The organism is Alteromonas sp. BMJM2 (genome assembly GCF_027257845.1).
Taxonomy (GTDB): domain Bacteria; phylum Pseudomonadota; class Gammaproteobacteria; order Enterobacterales; family Alteromonadaceae; genus Alteromonas.
Window position 1 is genome coordinate 110,703 of sequence record NZ_JAPVOT010000010.1, and the last position, 17,778, is coordinate 128,480.

Here is a 17,778-nt window from a genome sequence, read left to right on the forward strand (position 1 = left end):
TCCGTATAGTTCCCATCTTGATATAAACATCTGGACCTTGTTATGAAGAAAGTTACTGTTTCTGGCCTGCTCAAAAAGAAGCAAGCTGGTGAAAAGATTACCTCTTTAACCGCTTACGATGCCAGCTTTGCCAAAATGTTTGATGAACAGGGCATTGATGCGTTGTTAATTGGCGATTCACTGGGCATGGTCTTACAAGGCGAAGATGACACCCTACCGGTTACCGTAAACGATATTGCCTATCACACCAAGAGCGTTCGAAAAGGCACTCAACGTGCTTTTGTAATTGCTGACATGCCGTTTATGTCTTACGCCACAGCTGAGCAAACCTATGGCAATGCGGCAACGCTTATGGCTGCTGGCGCAAGCATGGTTAAAATGGAAGGCGGAAGCTGGCTGTGTGACACCATTGCAGGGCTTAACCTTCGAGGTGTACCTGTATGTGGCCATTTAGGCTTAACACCACAGTCTGTGCATGTGTTTGGTGGCTTTAAAGTACAAGGCCGCGGCGATGAACAAGCCCAAAAGCTTGTTGAAGAGGCTAAAGCCCTAGAGGCCGCTGGTATACAGCTACTGGTGCTTGAATGCGTTCCCTCATCACTAGGTAAATTAATAAGCGAGACGCTTAGCATACCTGTGATCGGTATTGGCGCTGGTAAAGATACCGATGGTCAAATTTTAGTTATGCACGATATGTTCGGCATTAGCGCTAACTACATGCCTAAGTTCTCTAAAAACTACCTCGTTGAGACTGGAGACATGCGTAAAGCCGTGGCGCAGTACATCAACGACGTTGAGTGTGGCAAATTTCCCTCTACTGAACATAGTTTCGAGTAGCACGCTACATTGATACCGTTTTGCGTATCATCCCCACATTATACAGCTTAAACAATGAGGTTTTTATGAAGGTGATTAGTGATATTGCATCGCTTCGCGAAGTAGTCAGCGATTGCAAACGCACAGGCCGCTCGGTTGGTTTTGTTCCTACTATGGGAAACCTTCACGATGGGCACCTTCAATTGGTGAAACGCGCTAAATCACATAACGATGTTGTTATTGTGAGTATCTTTGTTAACCCCATGCAGTTTGGCGAAAATGAAGACCTAGATGCCTATCCAAGAACCATAGAAGAGGACAAAGCCAAGCTGGTTAACGACGGCGTTGATGCCGTGTTTTTACCCAGCGTGAGCGATATGTATCCGTGCGGCCTGAAAGCACAAACCTATGTGGAAGTGCCGGGTATTTCTGATGTGCTTTGTGGCGCAAGCCGCCCCGGCCATTTTCGCGGTGTAGCCACCGTGGTAAGTAAGCTATTTAATATGGTGCAGCCTGACGATGCCTTTTTCGGTGAAAAGGATTTTCAGCAGCTTCAAGTTATTCGTACTATGGTGCGCGACCTTTCCATGTCGGTTAACGTGCACGGCGTACCTACCCAGCGCGAAGCATCCGGACTTGCCATGAGCTCTCGCAATGGTTATTTAAGCAGTGAGCAAAAAGCTACCGCTAGCTTTATCTACCAAGAGATGGCACGAGCAAAAACGCTTATTGAGCAAGGCGACACTCAGTTTGGCGAGATTGCCGATTCAATCGTGAGTAATCTTGAAGCTAAGGGTTTCAAAAACGATTACGTCAGCATTGTTAATGCTGATACGCTGCAACGCCCTGTCCCTGGCGATAAGCACCTTGTTATTGTGGTGGCGCTGTTTATGGGCACTACTCGATTGATTGATAATTTGCAGGTTGCTTTATAAAGGCAACCGTTAGCAGTTGCCCTTAAAGAGTCAGTGAGGATACATCAAAATGCGTGGCAGGCTTATTAGCCGTTAAATCATGGGTAAAGGCGCTGATAGAATTGCTGTTATCAGCACTAATTAAGCAATACTTTGCACGTCGTTGTTTTGCACAAATTCAATGAGCGATGCCCACGCTTTCGTTCCCTTCGCAATAATATGCTGCTCCGCTAAAATAGCGGCTAAATCGTTGTGGCTAGTCAATGGATTTGCCAGTACAACTCTAAAGACGGTAATGCACTGCGTAGGATAATCTGGCGCTTCAAGACGCGTTCGAGACACAAAGGACTTACCCGCTTCACGCTGTTGCTTTTGAACAGCAACTACTAACGCATCAATCTTCTGATTAATGGCTTTTCGCATGGCTGGGGAAGCCGTTTTAAGCGCTTGCTGAACTTCTACTGGGCAAACCCGATAAGTAAGCAGTGATAGCGTTGGACTAGTCGTTAATTCAAAATCTTGCGCCTTATTGATCATGCCCGCAAAATCATGGGCTTTATCAATACTGCTGTCTATCAATAGCTCGTAGCCTTTACGACCAAAAATATGCAGCGCCGAATAGACCATCATGGCCATACCGTTACGAGAACCCTCGAGGGTAGTGGCGCCTAAATCTTTTGAACCAGCACGCAATATGTACTGCGCGTGATGTCTAACCGCATTGGCATCTTCAGGGTTTTTAAATAACGCCATTCCAGCGCCCATTGGCACATACATTTGTTTATGGGCGTCTATTGTCACCGAGTCTGCACGCTCAATGCCTTTTAAACGGTCGCGATAGCGAGGCGAAAATAACGTAGCCCCACCCCATGCTGCATCAACATGGAACCAGCAGCCCAGTTCTTTAGCAACATCGGCTAATTCATCAAGAGGGTCAACATGCCCTGTCTCGGTGGTACCGCCAACACCAACAATGGCGAGCAATTTATTGCCTTCTTCTTGATATCGCTTACCAGCGCGTAAGGCTTTTTCAGGGTCTAGGGTTTGTTGAGGCGCAGGTAAGGTTATAAGCTGCTCTCGGCCAATTCCCAATACATCGACTGCCTTAGACAATGAATAGTGCCCGCGCTTACTGCACATAATGCCCATATTGTTGATGTTGTGAAAACGGTATGCTGCCGCTAATCCCGCTTTAGCAACGCCTGCAAAACCTTTTTGCGGGCCTAACAACTTGTTTCTTGCTACCCATAATGCCGTGATATTAGCGATGGTTCCGCCAGAGCAAAATGCGCCTAGTGAGTGCGCCGCACTGTGAAGGTGTGCGTCGTAAAAGGGTTCGGGCTGGTCGTATACCAAGTTGTGCATCATGCCTATCACTTGGCGCTCAAGGGGAGTAAATGCTTTAGAGGTCTCTATTTTAACCAAATTTTGGTTGAGTCCCACCATAAGCTTTGAAAGTGGCAGGTGAAAATAGGGCAACGCAGATGTCATATGCCCGATAAACGTGGGTGAATAGGTATTCACAGAGTGCGCAACAAGTTTGTCGAGCAAGCTTTCAGCGTGAGTCGATACAAACTCCGGAGACTCTGGTACTTTAGAATCTGAAAAGTCTTTTTCTACTTCTTCCAACGAGGTCTTTTTCGTCACAACGTGTTGAGACAAAAAGTCCAAAATATTGTCTGATAAATGCTGCTCAATTTGAGCCAGCTTTGAGTCTTTGTGTTCAGGTTTAGTAAACACCCGATACAAGTGCTCTAAACTAACTTGCGCTTCACCCACTAAACACACCCCTTACATCAAACCTATACGTTATTGTTTCGCTTCTGACGAATTTTGCATAAAACGAAAGTCATAGGTGGTGTTATAAGATACCGACCTAACTCTTTTTATTTGAGCACTGCTGCCTGCTTTCTTTACCGAGTACTTCACGCCAAGCGCCGACTACTTTGTGTCGAACATGTCGTATCGAATACTTCGTTTCAAATACTTCGTATCGAATACACAGTTGTTTGAGCAGCGCATTCGCTTTGGCCAATCGCTTTGGCCAATCGCTTTGGCATAGTCTAATGGTTGCCAACCCTGAAAGCTTTTATGTGACTTTCAGATTACACCCACATTATTTTCAAAGGGGACGCACTTTACATCAGATTACAATTTTCGCCAAGTGGTTACCAGCGGCATTTAAGAGTAAACCTCGCCCATCAGGTCACCATCGTCCTCAAAGTCGACGCATATGTCAGATTTACTGCTATATTTTAATTATGAATGAATACGAAAAAGCGAGGTAACTTGTTTATGCCAATACGTGAAATATCAGAAGATTTTTCAATCGACGACATTGTTCCGTATTTTCAGCCTATCGTAGACTTAGAAAGTCAGGGCGTATGGCGATACGAGTGTCTTGCCCGTTTAATAACCCAAAACGACAAAACGTTTTTACCTAGCGAGTTTCTCTATTTGATAGAACGGGAACAACATGTGAAAACCTTAGCCGCCAGTATGTTCTTGCAAAGCGCCAGTTATTTCCACAATGTGAATATTCCGTGGAACATCAATATTTCTGCCAACGACTTGAATAACGACGGGCTTATCAACTCTCTCATTGCGCAACTTGCCGACTATCCCAACCCTGAAAGAGCGAGCATTGAAGTAAGTGCAGCTACAGCGCTGGCCAATCAGGCGCAGCTTCGGTCGTTTATTGATAAAGGAATGCACACAGGATTAGGCGTATTTATTGATAATGTGGGCTCTTGTCCGGGGAATATTCGGGCTTTAATGAACCTACCAGTACGAGGAATAAAAATTGCGGGCGGACTGATTAAACATTATCAGCAACAAGACGCAGTGAAAGAATACGTCGACTATGTGCTGGCCTTGTGTGAACACCAGCACATTGCAGTTATTGCAGAACACATTGAAAACGAACAGCTGTTAAACGATGTTAAACGCCTTCCCATTAAATATGCACAAGGCTATGTGTTTAGCCCGCCCGTTGCCGACGTGCAGCACAATATTCAAGCAAGTCTTCAGCAGCATTAGTTAGTTTGACATTCGCGCTAGCAAGAATAGCCAGCGCGGTAGCTAGCATATGTAACTCGCTAGCTTTCTTCGCTTCGACAATTGAGCTTCCAGCACGTTTGCCCGCTGCCGCTGTACTTGCGTTCAAAGGGCGTCATAGCAACTGCTCCTTTTACCTCACTGAGGTCACTAATGGTGCCGTAATGCTTCGCCGCTTGAGCAAATTCCATAAGATAAATTAACCAGTTGCTGCGCACTTCAATGTTGGTGGTAATGGCCATTAAATCTACCATTGCCGCACTACCGTGCCATCGTTTTTGTACCTGGGTCTTCTTTGGGTAAGGGTTGGGATACAAGAGGTAATGCTTTACCACCTGCCAATTAGACTGACGAACTAACCGCCAAAAATCGTTTACATCGGCGCGAATAACACAGTAATTATCTTGTTCAATTTGATAATGGCTGTGTTTTTCGACTCGCTGGGCCGACTTATCTACGCCAATCACCCGCGCCTCAGGGTGGGCCTTAGCGATAGTTGCCGTGCTTTCCCCCACACCGCAGCAAGAGTCTAAAATAACAGGGCCAGTAAACCCGCCGAGCCACAAAGACACCTCATCGAAGGCCGCTTGGGTATGCTCGCCAATCGGACGCTTGTTAACCGAAGACTGATACTTTAAAACCAATTCATCCAGCTTGTCGTGCACACCCACTTGATTTGTCGTAATAGACCGAGAGTTGCCGTCTGACATTAACTACGAATTCCTTTACCGGTTTTCAATAAGTAGTAAGCAACGCTAAATAACAACACGTTGAACCCCACCAGCAAGCTGAGCGCCAGGGTGATGTTTACGTCAGATACCCCTAAGAAACCATAGCGGAATCCATTTACCATATACACAACCGGGTTAGCTTTACTTACCCATTGCCAAAACTCAGGCAGCAGCGAAAGAGAATAAAATACGCCGCCTAAATAGGTTAATGGAGTAAGCACAAACGTAGGGACAACGCTGATGTCGTCAAAGGTCTTTGCGAAAACCGCATTAATAAGGCCCGCCGTTGCGAATAAGGTAGAGGTAAGTAGTACAGTAAGAGCGATAATGCCTAAGCTATAAATTTTTACATCAACAAAAAATAACGATACTAGGGTAACCATAATGCCAATTAAAATAGCTCGGGCTACGCCGCCCCCTACATAGCCTAGAATGATAACTGACGTTGGTACAGGCGATACTAATAGCTCTTCAATGTTGCGCTGAAATTTAGCGCTAAAAAACGAAGAAGACACATTGGAATAGGAGCTTGTGATCACTGACATCATGATTAAGCCTGGCACAATAAACTCCATGTAGCTAAATCCACCCATTTGACCTATACGGTTACCGATAAGGCTACCAAAGATGACAAAGTACAGGCTCATAGTGATGGCAGGTGGAACAAGGGTTTGCACCCAAATACGCAAAAATCGGGTACACTCTTTAATCCAGATGGTGGTTAGCGCAACGTAGTTTTGTTTTACCCAACTAATTTTTTTCTCTTCACTCATGTGTGTTGTTTCATTACTCATTACTTCACTCCGCCTGCTTCGCTGACTCGACTAAGCGAACAAACAATTCTTCTAACCGATTTGATTTATTGCGCATACTCATCACTTGAACGCCCTGCTCACTCAACTGGGTAAATACCGGGTTAAGACCTTCGGCCTTCTCTACATCCACCTCTAGCGTATGGTTGTCTCCCCATCGGTGGTCAACACCATGTAATGTGAGTGCGTCCATATTTGTTTGCTCTTGCAGCTGCACATCGAGAACAAAAGTTTCCACGTTCAGCTTCGACAGTAATGCTTTCATGCTCGTATTCTCAACAATGGTGCCTTTGTTGATGATAGCGATATTCCGACATAGCATTTCGGCTTCTTCAAGATAATGCGTGGTAAGAATAATGGTAATGCCTGCGCGATTGATTTCCTCGAGGAACAGCCACATTGCCCGGCGAATCTCAATATCCACACCGGCCGTAGGCTCATCAAGAATTAATAACTTTGGCTCGTGCATTAGCGCTCTTGCAATCATTAACCTGCGCTTCATGCCACCAGAGAGTTCACGAGCTCGAGCGTCTCGCTTTTCCCACAGATCGAGCTTAGCGAGATATTTCTTCGCTCGCTCTTTGGCAATACTGCGCGGTACACCGTAGTAGCCCGCTTGATTGAGTACTATTTGAAGCACGGTTTCAAACTGATTGAAATTGAATTCCTGAGGTACTAAACCAATGCATGCTTTGGCTTGTTCTTTTTGTGTTGTGAGGTCATAACCAAATACCGACACCGTTCCACCGGTTTGATTAACCAGTGAACTAATAATACCAATAGTGGTGGATTTGCCGGCTCCGTTAGGCCCAAGCAATGCAAAAAAATCGCCCTCTTGCACGCTAAGGTCTACACCTTTTAGCGCCTTCACGCCACCTTTGTAGGTTTTTGTTAACCCTTTAATGTCCAACGCTTTCATGAAATACCCATGTTGTGAGTGTTACAGCTAACCCGCTAAGGAGAGATTGAGTTGTGCGGTAGGTGCGTAGTGCACTTTTACACGCTTTGAACTTGTGTGCGTAGTGTACCGCAATCTTATATAAATATTTAACTCGTGCACGACTTAGCTCTATTTTTTTGCGTTTATTCACTGGAGAAGCTGACCTTGTGACCTCGTAGAGTAAGTCTCAAATTATAAATCGAGATAATGAGTTAAAACGCCAAAGCAAGCAGCGAGCAGTGCCAAGACAGCACCACGGCAACCTGTGAAGCCGCTGACGATAAAGCCATTGAGCTTATTCGTATTCACGGCGTTCAACAGTCTATTTATCGTTACGCCAAATCTGGCGATCCTCGACGTGTTGCCGATTTAGTCGATACCCCGCAAACTATCAGTGTTCTTACTCAAGACCAAATTCAGGAAAGTGGTAAAACTGACCTGGCAGATATCCTCTCTGCCCAGGCTGGTGTAACACTCGGTACTGGCGAAAATGGTAATGCCTTTGGCGATCGCTACATTATTCGCGGTCATGAAGCGCGAAGCGACGTGTTTGTTGATGGATTGCGCGACCCAGGTATGACAACTCGCGAAAGCTTTGCTACTGAGCGTGTTGAAATAACAAAAGGTCCAAGCTCGACCTTTGCAGGCCGCGGTTCATCTGGCGGTGCAGTAAACTCAATTACTAAAAAAGCGTCTACCAGCTATAATTTTGGTCGCGTAGATGCCGCGATTGGCACCGATGAGCACGTACGCTTCACTACTGATTTGAATAAAACACTGAGCGAAGATAGCGCCATTCGACTAAACGCCCTGACCTCTTCAGAAGACATGCCTGGTCGTGAAGGAATCGAACGCAGCAGAGACGGCGTGCAGCTTTCTTATGTTAATCAACCTACCGACCGTTTGTCGTTTACCGGTGATATTTACTATTTAAACGCAGAAGATGAGCCTGACTTAGGCAGCTATTTCGACCGTGATGCCGGTGAACCGCTAAGCGATATTCCGGTTTATGCACAAGACGAAGACTTCATGAATCCTGAAGTAAAAACCTTCACGCTGCGCACCGAATACGATATCAGCGATAACGTTCGTTTTTACAACGCCACCCGCTTTGGTAAAACAGAGAACGAGTACGTTACTACAGGTTTAAGTGGCTCTACTCGCGCAGACACAGACCCGACAGCGCCTAGCGAATCTACACTCACCTTAAGTAATCATCAGGGCTGGCAAGATGTTGATTATGTCACTACACAGTTCAACTTATTTTGGGATACCTCATTGGCCGGTGCAGAGCATCGTTTTGTATTCGGTTTTGAGTACACTGATGAGTCGGTAGACAATGGTGTTTTTGCCGTTGATTATGCTAACGACACTAATTGCTTAACTGATGGACGACGTGGTGTGTCAGACAGCTTTTGTATTACCGATGCCAATGGCAATATAGCCGATGACATCAACAGTATTATGGGTAAAGAAATCACCCGCGGCGATGCAGATGCCCTGTTTGATATTGAAACCTATTCCCTTTACGCCATGGATACTTTTGAACTCACCGATGCGCTTAACGTGTTCTTTGGCGTTCGCTTAGATAGCTACGACTATACCAACGAGACGTCTACTGAATTTTTCGAGTTTTCAGACGAGCTTTATAATGGCCACTTTGGGCTAGTATATGAAGTATCGGAAAATGGTAATGTTTATGCCTCTTACAGTACCGCAACTAATATCAATGGCGGTGAATCAGACTTAGGCGCAAACTGCGGCTACGGCGGTCTATGCGGCACACCAGAACAAGCTGCGCAAGCTGACCCAGAACAAGTTGAGAATATTGAGCTAGGAATAAAGTGGTTATTGTTTGATGAAAAGCTAAGTGCCAATGCTGCCGTTTTCCGTATTACTAAAAGTGATGTACATGAAAGCGTTGGAGATGCTTACACGACGCTAGGCTCTCTTAATACTGGTGAGAACAGAGTTGACGGGGTGGAGTTTGGAGTTAGTGGCGACATTACTGATAAGCTGAGCATGCAGGCTTCAGCAGCAATAATGGATTCAGAAGTACTCGCGTCATATGATTCTGATAATATCGGCCTTGCGCTGAGTAACTTTGCCGATAAGAGTGTTTACATTCAGATGCGCTATCAGCCAAATGAAAAGTTCGCGTTTGGCGGTGACTACAGCTACCAGTCTGAGATGTATGGTGGTCAGCCTGATAGCTAGACATTGCAGCCTCGTAAGTGCTAGTGCAGCTAGCATTTTAACCTTAGCGCTTGCTTTTCGCCTTTTCAAGAGAAGCATCTGGCACATTTTTAATCATCATAGTTTCTTTTCTGCGCGTCATCATTTTTGCTAAGCGGCGCATACTGACGGTTTTATCCTTTTCATCAACAATGTCCACTCCCAGTAAACGTTCTAGCAAATCTTCAAGGGTAATAACCCCTTCTAAACCGCCATATTCGTCAACCACCAGCAGCATATGCACGTGCTTATCGATGAAGTGCTCAAACGTCACCGATAAGGGCATAATATTTAAAATGGTAATTAAATTCTTAGCGTATTCAGACAGGGGTTTATCAGTGTTGCCGCGGGCTTGAGCAACTAGCAAGTCTGAACGCATCACGTAGCCAGTAATGTTTTCAGAATCATTGTCCTCATAAACAGGAATACGCGAGAACTCGATATTAGAATGCTTGTGGAAAAAGGCCTCTACCGTCATCGATTCAGAAACAGAAAATAACGCCGTTCTATGGGTTATTGCGTCTTTCACCTTAAGCTCGTGAAGGCTAAGCAGACTTTGTAAAAACGAGGCTTCGTGGTTAGCAAGTTGCCCTTCCTGCCCTGATAGCTCAGCCATAGCGTGAAGCTCGCTACGACTTAACCCTCTTAACGGGCTGTCTTCTTTAAATCCGCGGGTGAGCAATTCAGACATTTTTACAAAGGGCATTAAAATAAGGGCGAGGTATTTTAAAAAGTACGCCGTAGCGGGGGCGAGTGCTCGCCAGTAGGTTGCTCCCACGGTCTTTGGAATGATTTCAGAAAACACGAGAATGAGTAAGGTTAATACGGCAGAAATTATACCTATATACGCCTCGCCAAATACAGATGCAGCTTGCGCTCCGGCACCGGCAGCTCCCATAGTATGGGCAATCGTATTAAGCGTAAGAATTGCAGACAACGGCGTATTGATATTGTCGGTCTGTTTACGCAGCAGCCTTCCACTTGGCGCATTTTCTTTTTCCAGTACGGAGATATAAGCAGAAGACACACTCAAGATCACCGCTTCTGCAATTGAACACAGAAACGAAAAGCCAAGTGAAATAAACACGTACACAATAAGTAAAAGCATGTAGGGTTTCCATAAGGACTAGATAAAGCTGCGAGTGATTATTGTTATATCGCAGCATTATATTATGAGGAACATCGCAGGCGTTACAAGCGCACTGATAGATTATTTGTATTTAATGACAGCATGATGATGGCGTTTGCGTGTGGCGATACTGCATAAGTTTATTGATGCCAATACGCAGCATCAAAGCACCGAGTATGATAGCGCTTAACGCATAAGCGACTTGAACTTCACCGCCGTGCTCATGAAGCGCTGATTGGGTTTGAATTAACCCTTGAAGCGACATAGCCGACACAAGGTAGTTAAGCAAATAGCCAAATGCAATACTTGCCGTCACCACGCTAAACAAATACAGCGCAAGGGTCTTCAACCCCATTTCTTGCTTAATCATACCCATAGTTGATATGTTCGTTGCAGGCCCTGCCATAAGAAACACCAGTATAGCACCAGGCGATAACCCTGCCGCCAAGAAACCAACGGCTAAGGGCGTTGAGGCCGTTGCGCAGATATACATCGGAATACCAATAAATGCCATTACCAACATAGCAACAAGGCCGTCACCCCATTGCGTTAAAAAGTCGGTGGGCACCCACGTTTTAATTGCAGCAGCCAACGCTAAACCTATCAATAACCACACCACTATATCTTCAAGCAGTTTTCCGCTGGCATAACGAGCCACGCGGGCAGCAGACCCTGCGGCATTTGAGAAACTTGAAAATGCGTTTAAAGAGCGGTCAGTGTGCCCGGCACCGCTACTATTGGCATTCGTACTATGATTACCGCTCTCTTTCTGTGAACTATTACAGCATGACGAGGGCTGGGCGACTTCAGCATTAGTACTGCAGCATGATGCACTCTCCACTGGCTTTATTGATTCGCTTTCACAACACGAACTCACGGGTTCGGCTGTTTCATGCGTATTGTCATGCACATTGGTGTCTGAGTCGCCGAACACTTTAACCATAATACCAGCGTAAATGGCACTGGCCACTGCAGCTATTGGTCTGATGATGGCGAATAATGGGCCAAGTAACGCATAAGAAACCGATACACTATCTACCCCGGTTTCAGGCGTGGAAACAAGAAATGAAATAGTTGAGGACTTTGAGGCACCGCTGCGCCTAAGGCCCAACGCCGCGGGGATAACGCCGCAAGAGCATAAAGGCAATGGTGCACCAATGACTGCAGCCTTACTAATTGACCCTATCGAGTTACTTCCCATGTGACGCTCGAGAAAAGACACTGGCACCAATTCATGCATCACCCCGGCCACAAACAGACCCAAGAGTAACCATGGCGCAGATTCCATGAATAGCGCTAAAAAATTTTGGCCGAGCAGAATGATGTCTGACATGCTTCCTCAAATAGGGCGAAATAAATCGTTAAAAACACAAAGTGATGATTCACAGTATATCCGTTAAGTGTAACAGAAAACGGCCTATTCATAAATGAGCGCGGGCAATTCGCGTTGTTAGGGAAAGTTAACGGAGGGCATAAAAATAAAAAAGGCCTACACAGGTGTGTAGGCCAAATGTTGACTTGCTCTACCCGATGTACTTCGCTAGAAGCAAAAGCGTGAGGTCAACCATGAACACGTAACGGGAGTTACTGTGTGTCGCGCTTACTGTCTTTCTTAAGCTTTGAAACCACTGAAAACGCTTCTAACATGACCAATACAGAAACAATCAGCACTACCGCGTCAAGAAACACCAATAGATAATTCTCTGCCAGGTAATACTCTTTTAATTTAATAAGCCCGGCAAAAAAGGCCATAATCAACACGAATACCATAGGAATAAGTGTGTACTTCGCTGGCCTGCCAAGCTTGATAAGCATGACCGATATGACTAACAGTGTAAGACTGGCCAGTATTTGATTTGTTGAACCGAATAGCGGCCATATGATCATTCCGCCACTGCCAGAGGCCCCACCTGCACCAAAGGCGAGCAATAAACAACACCCCACCGCAAGCAATGTAGCTACGACACCGTTTTTCAGTGCGTCAACTGAGTAAATGTCACCCCACTCTTGAATAATATAACGCTGAAGTCGCACGCCTGAATCCATCGTGGTACCTGCAAAAAGCACAACCATAACGGCTAAAATAGTGGATGAGAAGTCAACGGGTAAGCCCCATCCTTGCTGAATTAAATTAGCTCCCCCGGTGATAAACGCACCTACACTACCCGCACCTAAATGACTGTACACTTCGTGCCATTCTTCAGGAGACGCAGCAAATGCAACGCCGCTTACTGCGACTATAGTAATAAGAGCCAGTGAACCCTCGCCTACCGCACCCAAATAACCGACAAAACGTGCGTCAGTTTCTTTATCAAGCTGCTTAGAACTCGTCCCTGACGCGACAATACCGTGGAAACCCGACACGGCTCCGCAGGCAATGGTGACAAAAAGAAGAGGAATGAGGCTGGGGGTGTCGACGGCGGTTTGCATATTAAACGCCGGCGCAGTGATATCAGGCATAGCGAAAAATACAGCGCCATAGAGTAAAAACAGCCCCACTAATAACTGCATGCCGTTAATAAAGTCCCGTGGTTGAAGCAGCATCCAGACCGGTAACAGTGAGGCAATAGCTGCATATATAAATAGAATGACTATCCAGTTGGCCTTATCTGCTAAACCAAACATAGTCTCCGGTAAGCTTATTGGAATATAGCTTCCCGCATACACTGAGGCATAAAGTACGACAATACCCACCAGACACAGCGGTATTAGCGCAAAATTACGTTTTAAAAGCTGCCCAATAATCAAAGCAACCGCTATTGCCATCCATGCAGGAAAAACAGCCGTAGGCTGGGACACAAAGGAATTTGCAATCACCACACCAAACACCGCATTCACCATGAGAAGAACGAGGAAAATAACAATCATAAACAACGAGCGAGAGCGCTTACCGATAACGCTTTCAGACAATGCTCCCATTGACTTCCCTTTATGTCGACCACTGGCCCACAATGCTCCCATGTCGTGAACACCTGCAAAAAGGATTGTACCAAACACTACCCAAAGCACTGCGGGTACCCATCCCCAGTACACCGCAATGGCAGGCCCTACAATAGGAGCCGCGCCAGCAACTGACGTAAAGTGGTGTCCCCAAAGAACAACTTTATTGGTAGGAACGAAATCTTTTCCGTCTTGCTCGGTGTGAGCGGGGGTGACAAAATTATCATCTAACTTGAAAATGCGGTTTGCGATAAATTTTGAATACACAAACCATCCGAAAAGCATTCCGATGATCCCAAGTATTACGATAGCTATGGACTGCATATAGTTTTCTCACTGTCGTTTTTGTTGTCATTTTTATGTAAAACCTGACAACACGTAATTAAAGCATTTTTTACACGCAAAGCGAGGCGATGTTAGACCAAAGTCTATCTTTCTTAAAGCTGATTCCGACAAGTCATACCAATGGACTAACAATAGGATCAATTCAAGATAGGGCTTAGCCCTGTAAACTCCAGTTGCATAGAATTTGTAACAGGCTCCTCAATTCGTCTTTATTTACGTGTAATTGACAGTCTAACACTTTAAAAAAGAATCATTCTCGTTTATAAAGCGTCTCATTAATCAAATTTCACACATAAAGTAAATAAAATGGCATCTCCAAAACTTCACATGGCGTTTCGTAAGTACCACCGATGGTTGGGCTTCTTTTTATCTGGGATCATGGCAATTTATGCATTGAGCGGTGTCTTGCTCATTTTCAGGCCCACTGACTTTTTAAAGTATGAGCAGGTGCAAACTCGACAGCTCAGTGCAAACCTATCGGCAGAAGATGTAAGTTCTGCTATTAAAGTAAAAGGCTTAAAAGTTATTAGTGAAGACAACGACACTATCACGCTTAATGTAGGTGAATACGATAAGGCATCTGGCACAGCCACACTAACAAAAAAAGACTACCCTATTGTGTTAGCTAAAATGGTAAAGCTGCACAAGGCGACGAACAACAGTCCTTTGTTCTACTTAAACATCGCGTTTGGCGTAAGCTTGCTATTCTTTGTGGTGTCGGCGTTTTTAATGTTTATGCCAAAGTTACCCATGTACAAAAACGGGCTTAAAATTGCGGGAATAGGCGCTGCGGTAGCAGTATTAACGGTAATTTTTGGTTCTTAAATGTTAGACACCATTGGGTAAAAATAGACTACAGGGACCTAGAATAGATATTTTTTGGACCTAGCAACGATATTGATAAAAAGGGCGCCTCAGCATGACTAAGGCGCCCTTTCATTTAATATTGGCTCGCCCTAAATAGCGTTTAAGAAAAACTGCTTTATCTCTTTGTATACTGTCACCGATTCCGGCGTATTGTGCGCCACTAAATAGTCAGCATGAGAGAGCCCTTCAAACACCTCTAGCTGAGTGTGAATACCGCACTCTCTTAATTTGCGATTCACTCGCACCGTGTCACTTAAAAATAAATCCCGTGTTCCTGTCACCAATATTGTGGGTGGCAGATCAGTAAAATCACCATACACAGGAGAAACGCTAGGTTCTGTGAGCGAATGTTTGCCTGCGTACAGCATAGCCGCAGCCTTAAGCAGCCCTTGGTAACTCATGAGTATTCTATCGACGCCCTCATTGATAACTAACGAATCACTGGCATTAGATAAGTCGGCCCAAGGCGTACCTGTATAAGCTGCTATTGGTAGCTCAATATTTTGCTTCTTAAGCTTTTGCAGTAGTGACAGTGCTAGCCCACCGCCTGCTGATGTGCCTCCAACAAAAATATTGTTAGCACCATAGCTATCCTTCAAATGGCAATAAGCAGTAAAAGCGTCATCTAATGCTTGAGGAAACGGCGAAGAGGGTGGCATGCGGTAATCAACGCAGTACACCACAATACCCAACCTACTGGCAATTAAAACGCCCTCCTCAATGCTTGGAAGGCCTGCAAAAAAGACATAGGCTCCACCGTGGAAGTCGATATATACCTTACCTTCAAAAGCCGGATTGATATGAGTAGGCGTCACTTTACGAATGTTCACTCCAGAAACATGTATTAACTCAACAGCAACGTTAAACTGCTTGCGCATCGCTTTTACTTTCTTCTTTTGCTGGGTGTTGCCCAAGTGTATCTGCTCAAGCCATTGCGCTTTGGTAGACGGCGAATTAGCTTTAACGGCATTTAAGGAAGGTGAAGGAAACTGCGACATTGCCTGTTTCATTTCATCACTTAGGCCTGCAGGAGTATTCATGATGCGGCTAATGACGTGAGATGAACTATTCGTATTATCAGGCATGCCCTTTATTTCCAGTAATTGAAACACGTTTTGCAATAGATGGAGACTTACGCCTCAAATAGAGAACCCAAGACAGGTAAATTCTATCAATGAGAACTTTGCAGCTGACTATTTGCTCACAAACACTTAAAAAACGTAATCTAACAAGAATAGTGTTTTACAAAATACTCTACCGAAGGGTACAGACTACCCCCTTTTTGTAAAGCATCATTGGTTCAACATCAGCGAATAAATATGAGTTCATAAGCACTTTCTAATAAACATGCTCTACTTAAGAGAGCCAGTGCAGTATTATTTATCAAGCACTTGAGTTATAACTATCTTCGAAAAACCAATAACAAACAACGTTGCCATTTATTGCTTATCGACAGACATACATTGCGACTAATGACGACTAATAAGGAAATTGACATGAAATCACGTACTTTTCGCAAACTGGCTGCAGGAATTGGGCTTGCGTTACTATCTACCACCGCGCTCAGTGTTGAAAATGCCAGTAATGGCAACGATGGCACTTCTATTTGGGAAGTAACAAAAAACGGTGATGCCGTCTATATTGGTGGCACTATTCACATTCTCCCCGAATCAGAGTTTCCATTACCCGCACAATTTACTGACATTTATCAGCAAAGCGATACCGTGGTTTTTGAAGCCGAGCTACCGGAGCCAACTGACGTAGCCGCGCAGCAACAGATGATGATGGCGCTATCCTACCAAAATGGAGAAACGCTCAAAGACACTCTGACAGATGAAACGTTCACCGCACTGGACCAGTATTTATCTGCCTTTGGCGCTAGTGCAAACCAGTTAGCCAGTTTTAAACCGGGTTTTGTGACTACTATGTTAGTTACCATGGAGGCACAACGAGCGCAAATGGCCGGTGAAGGTGTAGACGCCTATTTCACTCAATTAGCAAAGCGAGACAGCAAGGATAGAGAATATTTAGAGTCTCTGGATTTTCAAATTAATATGCTTGCAAATTTAGGCGATGGTGAGGAAGAACGCTTTATATCCGAAACTCTAGCGACGTTACCCGATCTCAAAAGCGAACTTGAACAGACCATAAAAGCGTGGCGTGCAGGAGACACAGAAGCCTTAAACGAGCTGGTAATTCAAACTTTCAAACAAGAAGCGCCAGAATCCTATGACGATGTGTTTACCAAACGCAATATAAACTGGATCCCTCAAATAGAAGCCATTTTTGGTGATGACGACCAAGAGTTTGTACTAGTCGGCGCTGGCCATCTCGTTGGCGAAGACAACGTACTTGAGCTTCTTAAACAAAAAGGGTATTCCGTTAAACAGCTTTAGCTAAGACTCTCAGCTGCGAAGCCGCTAATTTAAAAGAAGGGACGGATTCACGGCGTGTTTCTTCCTCCCCGCACAACTGTTGTTATGCCAATTAAGGAGGGAGTGAAGCCCCATCAAAAACTCATCGCAGCAGGGAAGCTGCTGGGAAGGCGCATATACAAAATCGTGGATAGGTCTACGCCGTGTTTTTTCCTCTTTGCACAGGCTCAATAGATGCCAAAAAGGGGGGCACTTGTGCAATCTAGAACTCTCAGCTGCATGGATGCAGCTGCGAAGCCGCTAATATAAAAGAAGAGACGGGTTCACGGTGTGTTTCCTCCTCTCCCGCAAGCTTATTCCTAGTGCTAAGGGAATGAAATCAATATGCCGTTTCAAACCTTCCACAGCATGGATGCTGTGGCAGAGCGCCCATGGATGGGTTCACCGCGTGTTTGAAGCGGCATATTGATTTCATGAGTTTCCAAAAAGCATATCGAGTAGGGTGAGGCGTCACCGCCTCATCCCTCTCACAGAACCGTACATACGGGCCTCGTATACGGCTCATGCACATAATCATTTAGCGTAGTTGCTAAACACATATCCCGTTGCAACATTCT

The 17,778-nt window shown here is 45.1% G+C and carries 13 protein-coding genes and 1 pseudogene; 6 read left to right on the forward strand and 8 right to left on the reverse strand.

The features are described from left to right. The first annotated feature begins 42 nt into the window (after positions 1 to 42). Together panB and panC are read left to right on the forward strand one after the other, a co-directional pair. Positions 43 to 837, forward strand: coding sequence for a 3-methyl-2-oxobutanoate hydroxymethyltransferase (gene panB, locus O9X84_RS12470; protein ID WP_269520097.1), 795 nt, complete (start codon positions 43 to 45; stop codon positions 835 to 837). Between the two features lie 65 nt (positions 838 to 902). Next, on the forward strand, positions 903 to 1,751 hold the full coding sequence (gene panC / locus O9X84_RS12475) for a pantoate--beta-alanine ligase (RefSeq protein ID WP_269520098.1): 849 nt from the start codon (positions 903 to 905) through the stop codon (positions 1,749 to 1,751). Between the two features lie 120 nt (positions 1,752 to 1,871). On the opposite strand, the gene panP is transcribed toward panC, so the two are convergent. Further along, positions 1,872 to 3,509: a pyridoxal-dependent aspartate 1-decarboxylase PanP gene (gene panP / locus O9X84_RS12480; RefSeq protein WP_269520099.1), complete on the reverse strand. Its 1,638-nt coding sequence runs from the start codon at positions 3,507 to 3,509 to the stop codon at positions 1,872 to 1,874. A 516-nt stretch (positions 3,510 to 4,025) separates the two neighbouring features. Here panP and O9X84_RS12485 point away from each other — a divergent pair. Then, positions 4,026 to 4,769, forward strand: coding sequence for an EAL domain-containing protein (locus tag O9X84_RS12485; RefSeq protein ID WP_269520100.1), 744 nt, complete (start codon positions 4,026 to 4,028; stop codon positions 4,767 to 4,769). Between the two features lie 59 nt (positions 4,770 to 4,828). On the opposite strand, the gene trmB is transcribed toward O9X84_RS12485, so the two are convergent. From trmB to O9X84_RS12500, 3 genes are read right to left on the reverse strand one after another with little or no spacing between them, the layout of a single operon-like run. Then, positions 4,829 to 5,497 (reverse strand): tRNA (guanine(46)-N(7))-methyltransferase TrmB, encoded by a 669-nt coding sequence (gene trmB, locus O9X84_RS12490; protein WP_269520102.1) that lies wholly within the window; start codon positions 5,495 to 5,497, stop codon positions 4,829 to 4,831. Further along, the gene (locus O9X84_RS12495) at positions 5,497 to 6,312 is read right to left on the reverse strand and encodes an ABC transporter permease (RefSeq protein ID WP_200883166.1); all 816 of its coding nucleotides are present in this window, start codon (positions 6,310 to 6,312) and stop codon (positions 5,497 to 5,499) included. The genes trmB and O9X84_RS12495 overlap by 1 nt, the downstream gene beginning before the upstream one ends. Positions 6,313 to 6,316: 4 nt before the next feature. Next, complete coding sequence (locus tag O9X84_RS12500) at positions 6,317 to 7,249, reverse strand: ABC transporter ATP-binding protein (RefSeq protein ID WP_269520103.1); 933 nt, start codon at positions 7,247 to 7,249, stop codon at positions 6,317 to 6,319. A 240-nt stretch (positions 7,250 to 7,489) separates the two neighbouring features. On the opposite strand from O9X84_RS12500, the pseudogene O9X84_RS12505 reads away from it, so the two are divergent. After that, a pseudogene (locus O9X84_RS12505) lies at positions 7,490 to 9,487 on the forward strand (TonB-dependent receptor); the annotation flags it as partial. Positions 9,488 to 9,530: 43 nt separating this feature from the next. On the opposite strand, the gene O9X84_RS12510 reads toward O9X84_RS12505, so the two are convergent. The 3 genes from O9X84_RS12510 to O9X84_RS12520 all read right to left on the reverse strand — a co-directional run bounded on the left by O9X84_RS12510 (position 9,531) and on the right by O9X84_RS12520 (position 13,898). Beyond that, positions 9,531 to 10,613, reverse strand: coding sequence for a CNNM domain-containing protein (locus O9X84_RS12510; protein ID WP_269520104.1), 1,083 nt, complete (start codon positions 10,611 to 10,613; stop codon positions 9,531 to 9,533). A 112-nt stretch (positions 10,614 to 10,725) separates the two neighbouring features. Then, complete coding sequence (locus O9X84_RS12515; RefSeq protein ID WP_269520105.1) at positions 10,726 to 11,967, reverse strand: SO_0444 family Cu/Zn efflux transporter; 1,242 nt, start codon at positions 11,965 to 11,967, stop codon at positions 10,726 to 10,728. 251 nt (positions 11,968 to 12,218) lie between these two features. Continuing rightward, positions 12,219 to 13,898, reverse strand: coding sequence for a carbon starvation CstA family protein (locus O9X84_RS12520; RefSeq protein ID WP_269520106.1), 1,680 nt, complete (start codon positions 13,896 to 13,898; stop codon positions 12,219 to 12,221). Positions 13,899 to 14,225: 327 nt separating this feature from the next. Here O9X84_RS12520 and O9X84_RS12525 point away from each other — a divergent pair, with 327 nt between their 5' ends. Beyond that, positions 14,226 to 14,744 (forward strand): hypothetical protein, encoded by a 519-nt coding sequence (locus O9X84_RS12525; protein WP_269520107.1) that lies wholly within the window; start codon positions 14,226 to 14,228, stop codon positions 14,742 to 14,744. Between the two features lie 131 nt (positions 14,745 to 14,875). Here the strand turns inward: O9X84_RS12525 and O9X84_RS12530 are convergent, their stop codons facing one another. Then, positions 14,876 to 15,871: an alpha/beta hydrolase gene (locus tag O9X84_RS12530; protein ID WP_269520109.1), complete on the reverse strand. Its 996-nt coding sequence runs from the start codon at positions 15,869 to 15,871 to the stop codon at positions 14,876 to 14,878. Positions 15,872 to 16,282: 411 nt separating this feature from the next. Here O9X84_RS12530 and O9X84_RS12535 point away from each other — a divergent pair, with 411 nt between their 5' ends. Further along, the gene (locus tag O9X84_RS12535; RefSeq protein WP_269520110.1) at positions 16,283 to 17,182 is read left to right on the forward strand and encodes a TraB/GumN family protein; all 900 of its coding nucleotides are present in this window, start codon (positions 16,283 to 16,285) and stop codon (positions 17,180 to 17,182) included. Positions 17,183 to 17,778: the final 596 nt, after the last annotated feature.